The following is a 16,471-nucleotide window of genomic DNA, read 5'->3' as shown; positions in this document are numbered from 1 at the left end:
AATTGAAAAATAAATTTAAACGAAAAGTATTAATTTAAAATAATTAAAAAATGAATTGAAGAAATCATTTTGTTTAAATTAACTAAAATACAATATTTTTAAATTAATCTTAAATTATAATCATTTAAAACTATTAAAAGATATCAATTATTTAAATATTTTCAAAAATCATTTGCACATCATTTTTAAAAAGTATAATTTAACAGCCTCAACCAAAATTATACGATATGAAAAAACTACTATTCGGAGCTCTTATGCTCGGTGTAATGACTGCATGTAACAGTGACAACATTTCCAATCAAACAGAAAATCCCGCTGATGAGCCTGCAACTTCTGCCAATCTGATGCAAAGAGGCTGTGCATCTGAAGAAATCAGACAGGAAGCTTTGAAAAAAAATCCGGAACTTCAACAAAGATTTGCCGCATTAGAAATCAATACAGAGAAATTTGCCAATGATTTAAAAGTAGGTAAAGTTCTTGCTGATGGCAGTGTAGAAATTCCCGTTATTGTAAATGTTTTATACAGAACAACTGCTGAAAACGTTTCCGATGCAAGAATTGCTGAGCAAATTGCAGTATTGAATGCTGACTACTCAGGATCCAATAGTGATGCCACTAAAATCCCAACTGAATTCCAGACCGTAAAATCTGGTGATACGAAAGTAAAATTCAGATTGGTAAATACCGTTAGAAAATCCACCACAAAAACAAGCTGGGCAACCAATGATGATATGAAAAAAGCCTCCAAAGGAGGAATTGATGCAACAAACCCTACCAATTATTTAAACATCTGGGTAGTCGGTAAAATGACCAGCCAGGGGCAGACCATTCTTGGATATGCCACTTTCCCTGAATCGGCAGGATTGTGGAATGACGGGGTAGTAATCGGGGCTCCATATTTCGGAAAAACAGGAGCTTCATCACCTTTCAACCTGGGAAGAACCGCAACCCATGAAGTAGGCCACTATTTAAACTTAAGACATATCTGGGGAGATGCTAACTGCGGAAATGACCTGGTAAGTGATACTCCAACACAAACTAGTGCTAATTATGGAAAACCTTCTTATCCATTATACAATACGTGCAGCGGTGTACAAAGATCTGTCATGTTCATGAACTACATGGACTATGTAGATGACGCAGCCATGTTTATGTTCTCTGCAGGACAAAAAACAAGAATGCAGTCTGTTGTAGCATCATCTGGTGCAAGATCCGGATTGAGAGTGTATTAAAAATAATCTTTAAATATTTTAGATCTATCCCAGATTTGGGATAGATTTTTTTTATCCTATTTCTCCCTGCTAAGAACAGTAATGAAAATTATAATGTCTATCCCTTGTAAAGATCATATAGTATCAGATTATTATAAAAAATATTCTTTAAATTAAATAAAATAAAAAAATATTTACATTTAAAAACAGACTTAAGTTAGAAACATAAAAGAATTAATCAAAATTGATTAAAATTCAATAAAATATAATTTCAATTAAGATATACTTAAACAAATGAAACATATATCACACAATTGATAATTATTTCATAAAATAACTTGCATATCAATTATAAATAATATAATTTCACAGCCACAACCAAATTATATTATAACGATATGAAAAAATTCTTATTGGGAGCCCTGGTCCTGGGCTTCATGTCGGCTTGTAACTCTGACAGCTTAAACAATCAAAATGAGACTTCTCCGGATCAGGAACCTTCTGTTCCAAGTGCCCTGAAAAGGAGCTGCCCATCGGAAGAAATCAGACAGGCAATGTTTCTGAAAAACCCTGCACTCAAACAAAAAGTAGCTGACATCGAATTCGGAACCGAAAAATTTGCTGAAAATCTTAAACTGGGAAAAGTTCTGGCAGATGGAACGGTTGAGATCCCGGTAGTTTTTAATGTCATTTACAACACTTCTGCTCAAAACATCTCTGATACAAGAATTGCAGAACAGATTGCTGTACTCAATGCTGACTATGGTGGTACCAATTCCGATGTTACTAAAATTCCTTCTGCTTTTCAACCTTCAGCAGCAGGGGATGTAAAAATCCGCTTTAAACTGGTTGCTACCAACCGAAAACAAAGCTCAAAAACAGGCTGGAGATCTGATCTTGAGGAGATGAAAAAAGCAAGCACAGGGGGCATTGACGCAACTGATGTGACTAAAAATATGAACATATGGGTTGTCAATTCAATTCTTGACGAAAATGGGCAACCCGGAACTTTAGGCTATGCTTATTATCCTGAAAATGCAGGACAATGGTATGACGGACTTGTAATAGGCTATCAGTATATAGGAAAAACCGGTGCTTCAGCTCCGTTCAACTTAGGAAGAACTGTAACGCATGAAGTGGGACATTACCTCAATCTTCCACACCTTTGGGGATCTTCTGATGCAGGCTGCCAGACTGATTACTCTAATGATACTCCAGTTTCGCCAGGCCCTAATTACGGAACTCCTACTTATCCTCTGAACAGAGCCTGTGGAGGCGTGAGCCGCTCTCAGATGTTCATGAATTATATGGATTACGTGGATGACAAAGCCATGTTTATGTTCTCTGCCAATCAAAAAACGAGAATGCAGGCTGTAGTATCAGCGTCAGGACCTAGATCCGGATTAAGATAATCAACAGTCTCAGTCAGAATATTATAAAAATATTAAAATAGTCTATCTCAATTTTTGAGATAGATTTTTTTTATATTTTTACGCGATTTTAACTCACCACTTACTAAGATGAAAAAAATAGCATTAGCATCAGGAATACTATTGCACCTATCCTGTATTAAAGCTCAGGATAGCATCAAAATTAAAACACAGGATACTATCCAAGCCAGAAATCTCAAAGAAGATATTGCTCTTATCAATTCTTCCGGCTGCCTATTTCAGAGCAGAACTCCATTTTTCCAAAAGGAATGGGTAAAAAAATCAGTGGCTCCTGCTATTCTTTTTACTGCTGCAGCTGCAACATGGGGAGAAAAAGAGAATATCCGTGAAGTCAGGAACCGATATCTTCCCAATTTTAAGGTAAAATATGATGATTATCTTCAGTATGCTCCTGCTGTCACTGTTTATGGATTGAAGCTCGCCGGCGTAAAAGGGCGGAATAATATAGGAAGAGCTACCTTATCTTATGGTACAAGTTTGGTTATCATGGCCATTCTGGTCAATTCTATAAAATATACGGCGAAAGTTGAAAGACCAGATGGCTCCAAAAACAATTCCTTCCCCTCAGGCCATGCTGCTATGGCTTTCACCAATGCCAGTTTTCTGCATAAGGAATACGGGATGGTAAACCCAGCTTACAGTATTGCAGGATATGGTTCTGCCACCCTTACAGGACTCGGAAGGAACTTAAATAACAGACACTGGGTTCCTGATATTCTTGCGGGTGCCGGTATCGGAATTATATCAACAGAACTCGGCTATTTTTTTATTGACAGGATTTATAAAAACAAAGGGGATAATTTAAGTCTTTTATCCAGAATACAGGGAAATGATTATCCATCCTTTTTAGCATTAAAAATGGGTACAGCATTAGGAACCACTAACTTCCTGAAAGAATCTGAATTGGACGATAAAAAGCAGACCGGTTTTGAAGGTGGGTTGGAAGGTGCTTACTTCTTTTCAAAAAAATGGGGAGTGGGTGCAGATGTCAGTTTCAGCAGCTTCCCTATTAAGTCTCAGAGAATAACCTTTGATGACGGACAGGATTTTGGGGATCATGAAATTAAAACCCAATCTATGGGCTTCCTTTCTGCGGGTATTGGGCCTTATTTTTCTCATGAATTATCAGATAAATGGCAGCTCACGTTAAAATTAACAGGAGGTTATGCTGCCACTGCAAGTGGAAAAGTATTCGTAAAGGGAGAGAATGTAGATGCTCCCAATCATGAGCTTCAGATTGCCAAATACAAGCCTAAGCCTGCTTTCCGCTGGAATACGGGAGCTTCCATGACTTATAAGTTCAATCCGGGATTGGGTCTTACTTTCTATACAGACTATAATCAGATCAACTCTACCATACGTTATCATTTCAGCGATGAGATTAAAGAAAGTGCTGAGCTGGATCAGGAACTCAACCATCTGATCGCAAAAGAAAAAATCAGTTATATTACGTTGGGGTTAAGATTAACTGCTTATTTTTAAAATATAAAGCCTTCAGAAATGATCTGAAGGCTTTACTTTTATAAATTTTTACGGTTGTTTTCCGGTGTATAATCCATAAACAGATCTCCGTCCAGCTGTACCGTTTTTATTTTCTTCTTAATTGGAATCACCAGATCGGTCATCTTCTGATCTTTTTCCCAGACAGAAGGTGAAAAATGCAGTTTTTCTGTAGTTCCATCCTCATAAGATAATATAGCATCAAACGGAATGGCAAATCCACCCACATTCACAACATTTATCGTAAGCATATCATTCATCTGGGAAGCTCCTGCAACTTTTAAATCAATATAGTTATTGGTATAAAACCAGTTTTGGAAGAACCAATTCAGATTTTTACCTGATCCGGTATTCATCGAGTTGAAATAATCCCATGGAACCGGATGCTTCCCATTCCAGTTGTCCATATAATGATGTAATGCTTTTTTGAAAAGCTCATCTCCCAGATAATCTTTCAAAGCCAGGTAGGATAAAGATGCTTTCACATAGGAATTGTTTCCGTACCCGGCACCACTCACCTGAGTACTCATTGTAATCACCGGCTGATCCTGTTCGGCAGATGGATCATTAATCCATTTTTTAACACGGAAGTTTTTATAAAATTCTTTAGCAGCAGCTTCTCCGTTTTCATCAGTTCCTATAAGATATTCAAGCGTGGTCGCCCAGCCTTCATCCATAAATGCATATCTAGTTTCATTGATTCCCATATAGAAAGGGAAGTAGGTATGGGCAATTTCATGATCTGCAGTCAATCTTGCATCCTGAAGATCATCAGGAATACTGGTATCATTGATCATCATCGGATACTCCATATCTGCATATCCCTGAATAGCTGTCATGACGTTGTAAGGATATTCTACGCCAGGCCAGTTTTTAGAAAACCAATCTAAGTTATAACGCATCCAGTCTACATAATGTTCAAAATCTTTCGCACCGGACTTATACCCTGCCTGAACACTTGCTCTCTTTGTCTTCAGCTGAACACTTGCTGCATCCCACACATAATGATTACTCAGTGCAAAACAGAAATCTGTGATATGGCTGGCCTTAAATTTCCATACATTCCATTTATTGGGCCTGGTCACTTTTCCTGACTTCATTTCCTGTTCTGTAGCGATGTGCATCACTTTATCACTCTTTAATGAAGCTTTATATCTTTTTAAATATTCCGACTGAAGTACTGCTTCCGGATTGAGAAAATCTCCGGTTGCCCACACCACATAATTCTTTGGGGCTGTAATGGCAAAACTGTAATCATTGAAATCGTTATAGAACTCCTGCCTGTCTGAGTGCTGAATCATATCCCATCCGTTATAATCGTCATATACGGAAATTCTCGGAAAAGAATAGGCTACATAGAATGTTTCAGGATCAATCTGACCTTCTCTTCCACTCTGTACTGATAACGGATATTCCCATTCTATTTTAACCTCAGCTTTGGATTTGGATTTTAAAGCTGTTTTTAATTTTACTTTTTCAACCGTACTCCAATTATCACTGTTGATATCATATTTTGCTCCGTTTACGATGAAAGATTTAATCTTAAGTCCTGAAGACAGGAAATCTTTAGATACAAATCCGGACCTGGGCGATTGTGGTTTATGAAGGTTATTCACAAAACGTATGGCCAGCTCATTCAGGCTATCAGGACTGTTATTGGTATAGACAATTGTTTCTTTTCCGGAAACTATTTTTGTACTGGCATCTACTTTTACCTCTACATTATACACTCCTTTGTTCTGCCAGTAATTTTTACCCGGCGCACCGGAGATATCACGTGTTCCTCTTTCGTATGCTTTTTTGATATTCCTCGGCATATACAATTCCTGTGCTGATAATTGCAGTAAAGAAACTGCTACCAACATCATGGAAAAAATTTTCTTCATAACGATCTTTTTTAAAGATTGGCATCAAAAATAGCGAAAATCTGATATCAGTAGATCATTTCTTATATAATAATATTTTATTGTAGTGATTCTTATATTAAATTCAGCTACAATCTTTCCTGTTCTGCAGTTTTCTGTATTGTTTTTGCATTTTTCACAGACTGGTTTCCAAAATTAAATTTCAAAGAAACTGTAAAACTTTGGGTATCCCGATAATCTATAAAATAATTATCCTGATTGGCATATTTTGTACTTATTTTTTCCTGTGAGGTTTTAAAAATATCACTAAACAAAAGGCTCGCTTCCAATTTTCTGTTAAAAAATTTTTTATTGACCACCAGATATGTTGCAGAAGATTCTGAGATCCTGAAAGTTCCCTGTATCCCCGGAGAATAATAGCGGTGTCCGATTTCCATTTTCCAATCACTGTTTTTATCGAGTGTAAAACTCGTTGAGATATTGGATGCTAAGTTCCAGACTTTGTTTTTATAGATTACTCCATCGATTCCTTTGAAATAATTCTCATTATGCTCAAGATTTTCAGACACGATAATATTCCACCATGGTTTGACCTGAAAGTTTTTGTATAAACTTAATCCAAAAGCTTCTCCTTTCTCAATATTGGTAAAATAATAGATCAAACTGCTGGTATTGGGTTCCTGGTATGAAATTTCCATGGATGGATAGATTTCTTTCCGGTAATATAAATCCACATTCCACTCTTTCCAGGAATAGGTAAGGTTCAGATTGTGTGTAATGGTAGCTTTCAACTTTGGATCCCCCTGATAATATGAAAAAAGATTATAATAAGATTTTGCAGGGTTCAGCCATGAATAGGAAGGTCTGCTGATTCTTTTCCCATAAGAAAATCCGAATTCCTGCTTATTTTCTGTGGTATACTGTACATAAAAAGTAGGAAAGAACTTCCAGTAATTGTTTTCATTCAACTCATAGGGCTCAGAAACCACCCCTTCAAGATCTGTCATTTCTGCACGGAGGCCTCCTTTGAAATTCCACTTTCCAATATTGTAGGCTAATGAAGAGTACAGGGCAAAATTATGTTCTTTATAATCAAAAACACTGCTCTTTTCCGGTCTGTATTGCAATTCTCCATTCTCGTTATCTGAGAAATCAAGCTTACTGTTTGTCTTTACAAAACTGTACTTTGCTCCAGATTCCAGCTCCAGTTGATCTCCTTTCCACTGATAATCGAATTGAGTGGAATACAGTTGGACATCTGCTTTATTCTTTGTAATAAAATTATCTTCTTTTGGAACCTGTCCTGCGAAGTTCAGATAGGTTATCACATTCTGATATTTATCTGCATTGTTACCTGTAAAATAATTGATCCAGGCAAGGCTGCTTTTCTTATTCAACTTACGGTCTATCTGAAAACTTACGGCGTTATTGATGGAACGTGAACGGTGATCATTGATCGTGGTATAATTGGATTCTACGATATCCTGCTGATTATAGATTAACGTAGGCACATTGTAGACCCCGAAGGATTTTGGAGAAAAATACCCTGAGTAGTTGAGGCTAATATTGGTCAGGCTGTCCAATTCATATTCCGCATTAAAATTCAGGGTATTCTGGTTATTGTTTTTATCCTTCCTGTTCATCGTACTGATCCATCGGGTTTGACTTTCCGGGTAGTTCACATAATCTGTTCCTTCCCGGTAGTATGTCCCCAATCCTCTATAATAGCTTCCCATAAGAGAAAGTTTATTCTTTTTATAATATTGGGAAATCCCAAAGACACCTTTCGCATATTGTGTCTGTATATATTTGGAGGAGAGAATTCCGCGGTACCCTTCAATTTTATTTTTCTTCAGGACGATATTCAGTACAGCACTTCCTGACGCTTCATATTTTGCAGGCGGATTGGTAATCACTTCTATCGACTTCACCTCATCCCCTTGCGTATTTTCCAGAAGATTTCTGAGCTCATCCCCCGTCAGCATTACTTTTTTGTCATTAATTGTCACCAGAATTCCGGTACTTCCCTTTACACTCAATACACTGTTATTTATTGTGACACTTGGCGTATTTTTTAGAATTTCCCAGGCATTAAGTGATGAAATATTACTGTTTTCCACATTAAATTCCAAGCGGTCAACTTTTCTTTTCACCAGAGGTTTACGCTTGGTCATTACCACTCCTTCAATTTCCTGAGATTCCTTTTTAAGAATAATATTCAACGGTTCAGCCTCTTTGAGATTAATTTTTTTCTCAAATAAAGAATATCCCTGGTTTTTAATTATCAGCTTTACATCCTGATCTGTCATATCTTCCAGCACAAACTTCCCATTCCCGTCCGTTTTTAATTCTTTGATTAATGTATTCTGAATATCATACACTTCCAGCTTTATTGATGACAGCTTTTCATTTTCAGTGTTTACAACTGTTCCTCTAAGTATTGTTTTCTGGGCAAGAATCAAAACCGGAAAACAAAGAAAAAAAAGAATTTTATACATAGCTATTTTTTTATCCTATCAACAAAATCATTGTTTTGTTCTATGGGACAAAATTCTGTATTGAATGGGAGATTTTCGGTTAACGATGGGTTAATGATAGGTTAATCCCTTTTCTTCAAAATAATAAAACCTGAATTCGGAAATTCAGGTTTTAAAATCAATGGAATATGTTTTTATGGATAAGGGATTATTTTATCCAGTTCTATAGGATTATAATATCTTTTTATATTAATCTGCGTTTGTCTGGTCAAACCCGCAAACTCGTCTTTACTTTTGATCTGCTGCCCATTAATGCGTACATTCCAGTCTGGCTGAAATTCAGTTCTCATTCTGGCATAAGGATCATTATAAAACTCCAGATTCAGTTTCACCCATTTCTTAAAGTCAATGGCAATAGGAGACAATGAATAATGCTTTTCGAGAAAACCTGTTGTATCATATATTTTGGAGAGGTTCATATTTCTGGAGAAAGAATATATAAAGTCTTTCTTATCATCCTCTACATACAGTACCAATCCTGGCAATCCTCTAAATTTATAAGGCCCTTCAGGAATATTGATATCCGGAGTAAACCAGGCAGTCCAGTTTCTTCCTCCAAATACAGCAGTCGCTTTTTGCAAATTATAATTATTGATCTTTTTGGTATCAGCCGCTATTTTCCACGGAATATTATCTTCCGTTTCAAAAACATAATAATAGGGCATCATCATAATCTGAACAAAATTTTTATTTTTATTGGAACCCTTTTTCCGGATAATAGTCTGTCCGGACTGGCTGGTATGCTGAGAAGACATCCCTCCATAAAGGATATTCAGAGAATCGTTTACCAAAAATGCAAATTCATAAAATTTCACTTCCTCCGGATTGATATCCAGTACCATTTCTTCTTTTTCATAATTGGTATCTTTAGGATCGGGCCTGTATTGAAGTTCATATATAAAGCGATGGGTCTGGGCTTTGATCCCCATCCCAAGTAACAGAACAAGAAAAATGAATACCTTTTTCATTACATCATATTTATTTTTTTAAAATTACCAAAAAGCACACTAATCATCAGGTTAATAAAAGGTTAATGATAAAAATACTATTTCAATAAAATGTTAAAGCTTTATCTTTGTTTCGATGATCGCCAAGAGTAAAATTCTGATTCCGGTTTTTGCTGCTCTGTTCCTGCTTTTACTGGGAATACAGGTTTACTTTATGTATAAAACCTATCAGGTGAAAGAGAGAGAAATCTACAGGGCAATACAGTCTCCTCTCAGAGATTATACTGATGAACTGGAAGATAACGGCGGCGCAAAAAAAACTGACGATGATTCTTTACAATCCTTTTTCATCCGTTACAACAATAAGGAAATCAGTAAAAAAGATTTTCTGAATTTTTTCGAAGAAAACAGAAAACAAACGGTTGAAATATTCAGTAATCATGTTGACAGTATGTTTATAAAAGAAGGATATAGAATTGCCGTAAAAATAGAATACTTGTCTATTTCTTTCATGCCGGACAATGTCAATCTTCTGGACAAACCCATTATACTGTATGAAACGAAAAACAAAATAATAAATCCTGAAATTTTAAGCCGGGGAAAATGGGAAACAACTTCCACTTCAAAAGTCAATCGTGAGACCAGAAAAGATAATGTTTTCATGGTAAGAAGTAAAACCAGTATTGAAATATTAAATATTAAAAGTATTGTTTTCAAAGAGCAGGCATTGCTTTTCCTGTCTTGTATTGCAATTTTATCCTTTGTTCTGATCCTGTATATTTTTACAGTTAAAAATCTAGCTGCCCAGCAGAAACAGGTAGAAGTTCTCCACAACATTGTGGATAATATTTCACACGAGTTTAAAACCCCTATCGCTACTTTAAAAATAGCATCAAAAGCTCTAAAAAAAGAATGGAATCCGGAAACGCTTCCCCTTATTGACCGTCAGATTTCCCGTCTTGAAAGCCTGATGTTTCAGCTTCATAAGGACGAAATACCAGACGAAGCAGTCGAAATCCAACCTAAAGACTGGGATTTTTTCATTCAGGATCTTGCGGTTACCTATCCTGATATTGATTTTAAACCTGAAAACAAAATTTCACAAAAACTTCCTTTTGATAAAAACCTGATGGAAACGGTGATTAAAAACCTGTGTGAAAACAGTGTAAAATATGGTGCTTCTGTTGTTGTAATAAATCTTAAGTCAAATTTCCAACATCTGGAAATCGAGGTTTCTGACAATGGTCAGGGCATAGAAAAGAAAGAACTCAATAATATTTTTGAAAAATTCTACAGAATACAGCACAAAAACATTCACAACAGCAAGGGGCTTGGATTAGGGCTTTATTTCGTAAAAAAAATCATTGCTCATTACGGTGGAAAGATTAATGTTTCCAGCCAGCTTCATACAGGCAGTACTTTTAAAATATCAATTCCTTATGAAAACTAAAATCCTTTTGGCAGAGGATGATCCGGATTTTGGATTGATCCTTAGGCAGTATCTTGAACTGGAAGATTTTGAAGTCAGCTGGTTTCAGAATCCGGAAGATGTCATTCCATTACTTCACACTGATTTTCCTTTTCATATAGGAATTCTGGATGTGATGATGCCGAATATAGATGGTTTCTCACTGGCAAAGATGATTTTGAATAAAAAAAATAATTTCCCATTGTTGTTTTTAACAGCCAAAAACCAAAAAATAGACCGTCTGACCGGGTTGAAAATAGGCGCTGATGATTATATTGCCAAACCCTGCGATCCTGAAGAGCTCGTTTTACGGATCAAAAATATTCTGAAGAGAAGTCTTCCTGGTGTTGCAGAAACCCAAATAAAAATAGGAGAATTTTCTCTGGATACAACCAAACTTCTGTTATCACATCCTAACGGAAACAACCGCCTGACCATACGGGAACAGGAATTACTGCTGTATCTTCTAAAGCACAACCGATCTATTATTACAAGGGATGATATACTGGACAATCTTTGGGAAACCAATGATTATTTTACCGGAAGGAGTCTTGATGTATTCATCAGCAGGCTGCGTAAGTACTTCAACAGTGATCCCCAAATAAAAATCCAATCCCTTAGAGGAATTGGATTTGAAGTTGATTTTCCAATCAAGTGATTTTTTATAGCGACAGATGTACAATCACCGGGAAATGGTCTGACGGGTACAGAAGATTTTCTCTTCTGTCATTGATATGCCGGTGAGATCTTATTTTAAAGCCTTGGGTAAAAATATAATCGATCCTGTCTTTCGGAACTGTATTAACATCAAAAGCTGTAAAAGTTCCTACAGGGCCATAATGTTTGGTTTCAGAATGGTAGAAAGTATCTTTCATGTTCTGGGAAAGAATTTTAATCGGTTCTGAATCATCTGTCAGATTAAAATCTCCGCTCAGTGTCACCGGAAGGTTCTTTGGATTGAGCTCTCTGATCTTTTTCAGGATCAATTCAGAAGATTTCACTCTTGCCACATTTCCAATATGATCGAAATGAAGATTCATTGCAAGGAACTCTTTCTTCGATTTTTTATCTTTCAATACAGCATAGGTACAGATTCGGTTCAATGCGGCATCCCATCCTTTTGAAGGTTTCTCAGGTGTTTCAGACAACCAGAATGTTCCTGATTTTACAACATCCAGTCTGTTGGTATCATAAAAGATGGCTGAAAACTCCCCTTTTTCTTTACCGTCGTCTCTTCCTACTCCTATATAATCATAATTCTTTAATCCTGTTTTAATATCTTTCATCTGCTCAGGAAGTGCTTCCTGTACCCCGAAATAATCAGGATGATAATAGGTAAGTAAATCTGCAACGTCCTGCTTTCTCTTCGGCCAGGCATTGTCTTTATCTGACTCTACGTTCAGCCTGATGTTAAAACTCATTACGGTAAGGTCCTGTGAAAATCCCAATGCAAAAAGCATCAGAAACACCATTGAAAATCTGAAATTCATATGTTATGTTATCAATAAGAAAACAAAAATAAAACTTCTCTTTGACAGAGAAGCCTGATTTATATGATTATATTGTTAAATTATCTTTTTCTTCTTCTACAGATATAAAATATGCCTGAAATTCAGTTTCAGAAACCGGCAATGCACTTTCGAGTTTCACAACGCCAATGGTTTTATAATGGGCCGCAAGTTTGATCTCTTTACTTTTAAGAAGCGCTTCAAGCTTTTTTAAATTGATATCTTTTTTTAAAACTGCCAGATAAGTTTTCATAGGTATACCTGTATTAAACCGTTTCCTATATCTCTGTATTTTATACCTTCGATAGGCCTTGCTTTATGTTCAATAAGCTCCCAGATTTCTTTGGCTGATTTTTCAGGAAACTGCTCCATATATAAGGCTGCAAGACCTGAAACATGTGGTGCAGCCATACTGGTACCGCTCATGGTATAATAAAAATTGTTTTTGTTCTTTGCATTTTTAGGATAGGCGCTTACAATATCCACTCCGGGAGCACAGACATTGATACTTCCTCCGGTAGACGGGTTAAGCCCTGCATTTGAAAATTTTGCGATCTTCATCTGGCTGTCAATAGCTCCTACAGCCATAATCGATTTTGAATTGGCAGGCATTGAAACTGGCTGGGGAATCTGTGGTCTGTTGCTGTCGTTTCCCGCTGCTGCTATAATAAGACAGTTATTTTCCAATGCTCTTTCTCCAATGGTTTCAAAAAGAACGGAAGGCTTGTCATCAAGCTTCACCGGACAAGCCAGTGACAGAGACAATATTCTGAATTTTTTCGTAATTGCCCAGTCTATCGCATCAATTACACTGCTGGTCGTGCCTCTTCCGTTATCTGCCAATACTTTAGCGATCTTCAGATTACAGTCCTTAGCGATTCCATAGCGTTTGCCGGTGTCACTTCTTAAGTTTCCGGTGGCAACTCCCGCACAGTGGGTACCATGTCCGTTGGGATCCCTGTTCCAGTCTTCACCATCTATGAAAGATTTACCTTCAACTGCTTCAGAAACAAAATCCGGATGGGATGTGTCAAGCCCTGTATCAAGAATGCAGACATCAATTCCTTTTCCTGTGTAATGCGTATTTTCCAAACCAATAGCCTGTAATCCCCATTCCATCTCAACGAACGATTTTTGAGGGAGAGGCTTGCTGGTAATGTATTTTTCAAGCTCTGAAATTTTCTCAGCAAGTCCGGCAGATTGTTTTTTAAGTTCGTTGATTAACTGCAGCTCATCAGCAGGAAAAAACTCCCGTTCTTTTTCATAATAAACAATAGAATTGGATTCATCTTTAACAGCGCTTTTCAGTTGTTCTTCATCCATATGATCCACTACAAGAACTCCAAGATTTTTGTAAAGCACGCCGTTATCCTGATCAATGACTTCATAGGAACGGTTTTCTTTGGAAAGAAATTCTGAAGAAGTAATGCTTACTTCAAGTTCCTTCTCTATTTTTTTGAGCGATGCCTTCTGCTGATCTTTCAGAAGGACAATATATCTTCCGGTTTCCATAATGTTATTTTTAAATTAACTTCAGAAATATTTTTTCCAGGATAAGGAAAATATCTTCAGGAATAATGGTCAGTCTGAGTTTCTTATTAATTCCGGATATCGCTGTATTCTGTTCAGCCAGTGAAGTCCAGAAACGTTCAATTTTAGGAACAGAATTCATTTCTTTCAGTTTTTCATCATCAAGAATTCCGTTCTGATAGAGGGATACAATGATTCCCGAAATAAGTTCTTCCGCCTCTTCAAGCTTCTTATTTTCCCTGGTGTATATTTCCGTCAGAATTGCATAAATGCTTTCCATTCCGTTGAATGAAAATCCTCCGAGAATTTCTCTCCTCCCAGTCAGTATTTTCTCCATTTTAATGGGATTAAATCCTCTTTTGACGGTAGCAATCATATTCATAATCTTCAAAACTTCAGATTCGTGGCTCGTGTTTCCTTTGGTCCGAAAATACTCCAGCATTTCGTTAAGAAATACATCAAAACGGGCATCAAAGTCAAAGGATTTCGACAGGTACAACGCCTGAACTTCGTTGAAATGCTGCAGAAGTTCTTTAATTTTCTGTACCGTAAAGTGAATAAGTTCCTGCATTACTCAAATGTTATCTGTTCTATTTCATTGCCGTCTTTATCTTTGTAGGAGACAATCCTGATTCCCTCTTCTTCCATTTCCACATGAAGATTGATAAACAGTTTATCTTTATCTTCCGCAGCGCTTGTATTGGGATCTATGTAAATATTGTTCAGCTTTGCGTTCACCAATGTATATTTATTCAGCAACACTTTTGAAAAAATTTCTTTCAGTTCATCAGTTTCTTCTGCTGTTCCTTCCTGAGGTCTGAAGATTCCGGAATTAAGAAGCTGAACTTTTTTTCTGAGATCCAGTTTGAGGACTTCATTAGAAGGAATTTTACCGAATTTCTGATCATTTTTTTCCAGTTTGCTGAAAAGCGCTTTGAATTCTTCGGTTTGAAGCTGCCTTTTGCTGATTTCAGAAATATTCAGGCTTTTTTCTTTATTTACCAGACGGATTCTCTCATTTATTTCGGCAACAAATTGATCCTGATTCAGTTTAAAATTATATTTGGGGTCAGAATCTATGTCTGTGATCTTAATCGGAATATCCATCTTTACACTGGGCAGAGCATAGCGTGGAACCTTGAAATACTTAAGGTACTCATGACGGGCATATTCTTTGGCAATAAGAACAGCATTCTCGTCAGCTTTTTTACGAGCCTGAATTATCTCATTGTTGAGATAATCCAGGTAATCTGATAATTTTATCATTTTTCGTAAAATGTTTTATTGTGAAAGAAGTCCAAGTACTTTTTCAAGTCCTGCAGGCATTTCATCATTGGTTGCACGCACTTTTACCCCAAGGGAATACTCTTTTTCCACTTTGATTCCTGTACTGGAAGTTCTTTTATAGGAAACATCCACTTTGAATTTTACAGGACCCCAGCCACCGGATACTCCTGCATTGATACCGAATTCGTCACTTACATCTTTGGTATATGTAGAATTAAGTTTCACATTAAAGTCTACTTCACAGGTTTCAATTCTGAAGCTCGGAACATTCAGCAGCGCAATAAAAGGCACTGAAATTTCCACATCATTAGGAATCGTTTTAGGGTTGGTATCACTTACTGGCTCATCTTCTTTAAAATCCGGATTCGGGACATTTTTTTTGTATTTGAATTCTGCCATTCTCAGTTTTTTAGCACTGGCTGCATTGGCAGGATCTGTAAGCTCAAAACCGACCTCATTAATGAAATTAACGGTGGCTATAGAAGCATTGGACTGTGCTTTTACACAGGCATCCAAAGGTCCGCCAATAATGGTGGCGAAGTCAATACTTCCCAGTTCTGCCGCAAAATCTGCACTGGCAGCATCTGAAGTTCTGAAGATCTCTTCATCGGCAGCCATTTTACCGGCAATAAGCTTCATAATTTCTGAAGAAGCACCGGAGAAAGATTTTTCCCACTTTTCATCATAATTCTTTTTGAATTCGTCTACAATGGCTAACAATTCTTTATTGGTCAATGAACTCAATTCCGAAGTTTCGATTCCTGATACTTTTTCATACACTGCAGGGGTAAGAACTTTTTCTACTCCCGATAAGAGATCAATTAACTCATTTTTTGTTTTTTTGGCGTGGCTTGCTTCAAGCACTGATTTTAATGTTTCCATGTTTTTGTTTTTGATTAATATTGTGGGACAAAATTAGATCACCAACCTTCAAAACACTTCAGGAGAACACCTCTACTTATTCAGGAAAAACACCCTTAAAAAAATAAAAGCCTGAACTTACGGTGGTAAGTTCAGACTTTTATAACAGATGTCTTTTGCTGCTACTTATCGTTCATAAATGCAAAGATGATCTGAATTCTTCTTATTTTAAAGTAAACTAAGAAAGCAACAAAGTTGCTGATGAAGCGGCTTACGCTTAGAAAGAATCAATGAAGTTGATTCCAT

14 protein-coding genes are annotated in these 16,471 nt (G+C 36.7%); 5 read left to right on the top strand and 9 right to left on the bottom strand.

Annotation, left to right across the window (positions count from 1 at the left end; genetic code table 11):
* Nucleotides 1-227: 227 nt before the first annotated feature.
* The 3 genes from AC3FI7_RS19290 to AC3FI7_RS19280 all read left to right on the top strand — a co-directional run bounded on the left by AC3FI7_RS19290 (nt 228) and on the right by AC3FI7_RS19280 (nt 4,144).
* A complete protein-coding gene (locus AC3FI7_RS19290) occupies nt 228-1,232 on the top strand; it encodes a zinc metalloprotease (RefSeq protein ID WP_291905235.1) in 1,005 nt (334 codons plus the stop codon).
* A 377-nt stretch (nt 1,233-1,609) separates the two neighbouring features.
* The gene (locus tag AC3FI7_RS19285) at nt 1,610-2,623 is read left to right on the top strand and encodes a zinc metalloprotease (protein WP_142726140.1); all 1,014 of its coding nucleotides are present in this window, start codon (nt 1,610-1,612) and stop codon (nt 2,621-2,623) included.
* A 108-nt stretch (nt 2,624-2,731) separates the two neighbouring features.
* Complete coding sequence (locus AC3FI7_RS19280) at nt 2,732-4,144, top strand: phosphatase PAP2 family protein (protein ID WP_491460714.1); 1,413 nt, start codon at nt 2,732-2,734, stop codon at nt 4,142-4,144.
* Between the two features lie 38 nt (nt 4,145-4,182).
* On the opposite strand, the gene AC3FI7_RS19275 is transcribed toward AC3FI7_RS19280, so the two are convergent.
* The 3 genes from AC3FI7_RS19275 to AC3FI7_RS19265 form a co-directional block, all read right to left on the bottom strand.
* A complete protein-coding gene (locus AC3FI7_RS19275; RefSeq protein WP_142726142.1) occupies nt 4,183-6,048 on the bottom strand; it encodes a M1 family metallopeptidase in 1,866 nt (621 codons plus the stop codon).
* A gap of 107 nt (nt 6,049-6,155) precedes the next feature.
* Nucleotides 6,156-8,525, bottom strand: a complete 2,370-nt coding sequence (locus tag AC3FI7_RS19270) for an outer membrane beta-barrel protein (protein WP_491460713.1) — start codon at nt 8,523-8,525, stop codon at nt 6,156-6,158.
* 173 nt (nt 8,526-8,698) lie between these two features.
* Nucleotides 8,699-9,532, bottom strand: a complete 834-nt coding sequence (locus AC3FI7_RS19265; protein WP_491460712.1) for a GLPGLI family protein — start codon at nt 9,530-9,532, stop codon at nt 8,699-8,701.
* A 115-nt stretch (nt 9,533-9,647) separates the two neighbouring features.
* On the opposite strand from AC3FI7_RS19265, the gene AC3FI7_RS19260 reads away from it, so the two are divergent.
* Together AC3FI7_RS19260 and AC3FI7_RS19255 are read left to right on the top strand one after the other, a co-directional pair.
* Nucleotides 9,648-10,961, top strand: coding sequence for a sensor histidine kinase (locus tag AC3FI7_RS19260; RefSeq protein WP_491460711.1), 1,314 nt, complete (start codon nt 9,648-9,650; stop codon nt 10,959-10,961).
* Entirely contained in the window at nt 10,951-11,637 is a 687-nt protein-coding gene (locus tag AC3FI7_RS19255; RefSeq protein ID WP_142726145.1) for a response regulator transcription factor, read from the top strand. The genes AC3FI7_RS19260 and AC3FI7_RS19255 overlap by 11 nt, the downstream gene beginning before the upstream one ends.
* Nucleotides 11,638-11,641: 4 nt before the next feature.
* Here the strand turns inward: AC3FI7_RS19255 and AC3FI7_RS19250 are convergent, their stop codons facing one another.
* The 6 genes from AC3FI7_RS19250 to AC3FI7_RS19225 form a co-directional block, all read right to left on the bottom strand.
* Nucleotides 11,642-12,469, bottom strand: coding sequence for an endonuclease/exonuclease/phosphatase family protein (locus AC3FI7_RS19250; protein WP_172617137.1), 828 nt, complete (start codon nt 12,467-12,469; stop codon nt 11,642-11,644).
* Between the two features lie 67 nt (nt 12,470-12,536).
* Complete coding sequence (locus AC3FI7_RS19245; RefSeq protein ID WP_142726146.1) at nt 12,537-12,740, bottom strand: hypothetical protein; 204 nt, start codon at nt 12,738-12,740, stop codon at nt 12,537-12,539.
* A complete protein-coding gene (locus tag AC3FI7_RS19240; RefSeq protein ID WP_491460710.1) occupies nt 12,737-13,999 on the bottom strand; it encodes a S8 family peptidase in 1,263 nt (420 codons plus the stop codon). Before AC3FI7_RS19240 ends, AC3FI7_RS19245 begins: the two co-directional genes overlap by 4 nt.
* A gap of 10 nt (nt 14,000-14,009) precedes the next feature.
* The gene (locus AC3FI7_RS19235) at nt 14,010-14,588 is read right to left on the bottom strand and encodes a hypothetical protein (protein ID WP_491460709.1); all 579 of its coding nucleotides are present in this window, start codon (nt 14,586-14,588) and stop codon (nt 14,010-14,012) included.
* Nucleotides 14,588-15,283 (bottom strand): hypothetical protein, encoded by a 696-nt coding sequence (locus AC3FI7_RS19230; protein WP_491460708.1) that lies wholly within the window; start codon nt 15,281-15,283, stop codon nt 14,588-14,590. The genes AC3FI7_RS19235 and AC3FI7_RS19230 overlap by 1 nt, the downstream gene beginning before the upstream one ends.
* 15 nt (nt 15,284-15,298) lie before the next feature.
* Entirely contained in the window at nt 15,299-16,186 is an 888-nt protein-coding gene (locus AC3FI7_RS19225) for a DUF2589 domain-containing protein (protein WP_228451324.1), read from the bottom strand.
* Nucleotides 16,187-16,471 lie beyond the last annotated feature (285 nt).

Source organism: Chryseobacterium sp. TQ-BC-N36 (assembly GCF_058382295.1).
This window is presented reverse-complemented; position numbering and strand designations above follow the sequence as displayed.

What these genes read in the sequence shown, in the direction of transcription:
- AC3FI7_RS19225 (WP_228451324.1), bottom strand. Translation starts at nt 16,186, where the DNA reads ATGGAAACATTAAAATCAGTGCTTGAAGCAAGCCACGCCAAAAAAACA.
- AC3FI7_RS19290 (WP_291905235.1), top strand. Translation starts at nt 228, where the DNA reads ATGAAAAAACTACTATTCGGAGCTCTTATGCTCGGTGTAATGACTGCA.
- AC3FI7_RS19255 (WP_142726145.1), top strand. Translation starts at nt 10,951, where the DNA reads ATGAAAACTAAAATCCTTTTGGCAGAGGATGATCCGGATTTTGGATTG.
- AC3FI7_RS19275 (WP_142726142.1), bottom strand. Translation starts at nt 6,048, where the DNA reads ATGAAGAAAATTTTTTCCATGATGTTGGTAGCAGTTTCTTTACTGCAA.
- AC3FI7_RS19265 (WP_491460712.1), bottom strand. Translation starts at nt 9,532, where the DNA reads ATGAAAAAGGTATTCATTTTTCTTGTTCTGTTACTTGGGATGGGGATC.
- AC3FI7_RS19285 (WP_142726140.1), top strand. Translation starts at nt 1,610, where the DNA reads ATGAAAAAATTCTTATTGGGAGCCCTGGTCCTGGGCTTCATGTCGGCT.
- AC3FI7_RS19270 (WP_491460713.1), bottom strand. Translation starts at nt 8,525, where the DNA reads ATGTATAAAATTCTTTTTTTTCTTTGTTTTCCGGTTTTGATTCTTGCC.
- AC3FI7_RS19280 (WP_491460714.1), top strand. Translation starts at nt 2,732, where the DNA reads ATGAAAAAAATAGCATTAGCATCAGGAATACTATTGCACCTATCCTGT.
- AC3FI7_RS19245 (WP_142726146.1), bottom strand. Translation starts at nt 12,740, where the DNA reads ATGAAAACTTATCTGGCAGTTTTAAAAAAAGATATCAATTTAAAAAAG.
- AC3FI7_RS19240 (WP_491460710.1), bottom strand. Translation starts at nt 13,999, where the DNA reads ATGGAAACCGGAAGATATATTGTCCTTCTGAAAGATCAGCAGAAGGCA.
- AC3FI7_RS19235 (WP_491460709.1), bottom strand. Translation starts at nt 14,588, where the DNA reads ATGCAGGAACTTATTCACTTTACGGTACAGAAAATTAAAGAACTTCTG.
- AC3FI7_RS19250 (WP_172617137.1), bottom strand. Translation starts at nt 12,469, where the DNA reads ATGAATTTCAGATTTTCAATGGTGTTTCTGATGCTTTTTGCATTGGGA.
- AC3FI7_RS19230 (WP_491460708.1), bottom strand. Translation starts at nt 15,283, where the DNA reads ATGATAAAATTATCAGATTACCTGGATTATCTCAACAATGAGATAATT.
- AC3FI7_RS19260 (WP_491460711.1), top strand. Translation starts at nt 9,648, where the DNA reads ATGATCGCCAAGAGTAAAATTCTGATTCCGGTTTTTGCTGCTCTGTTC.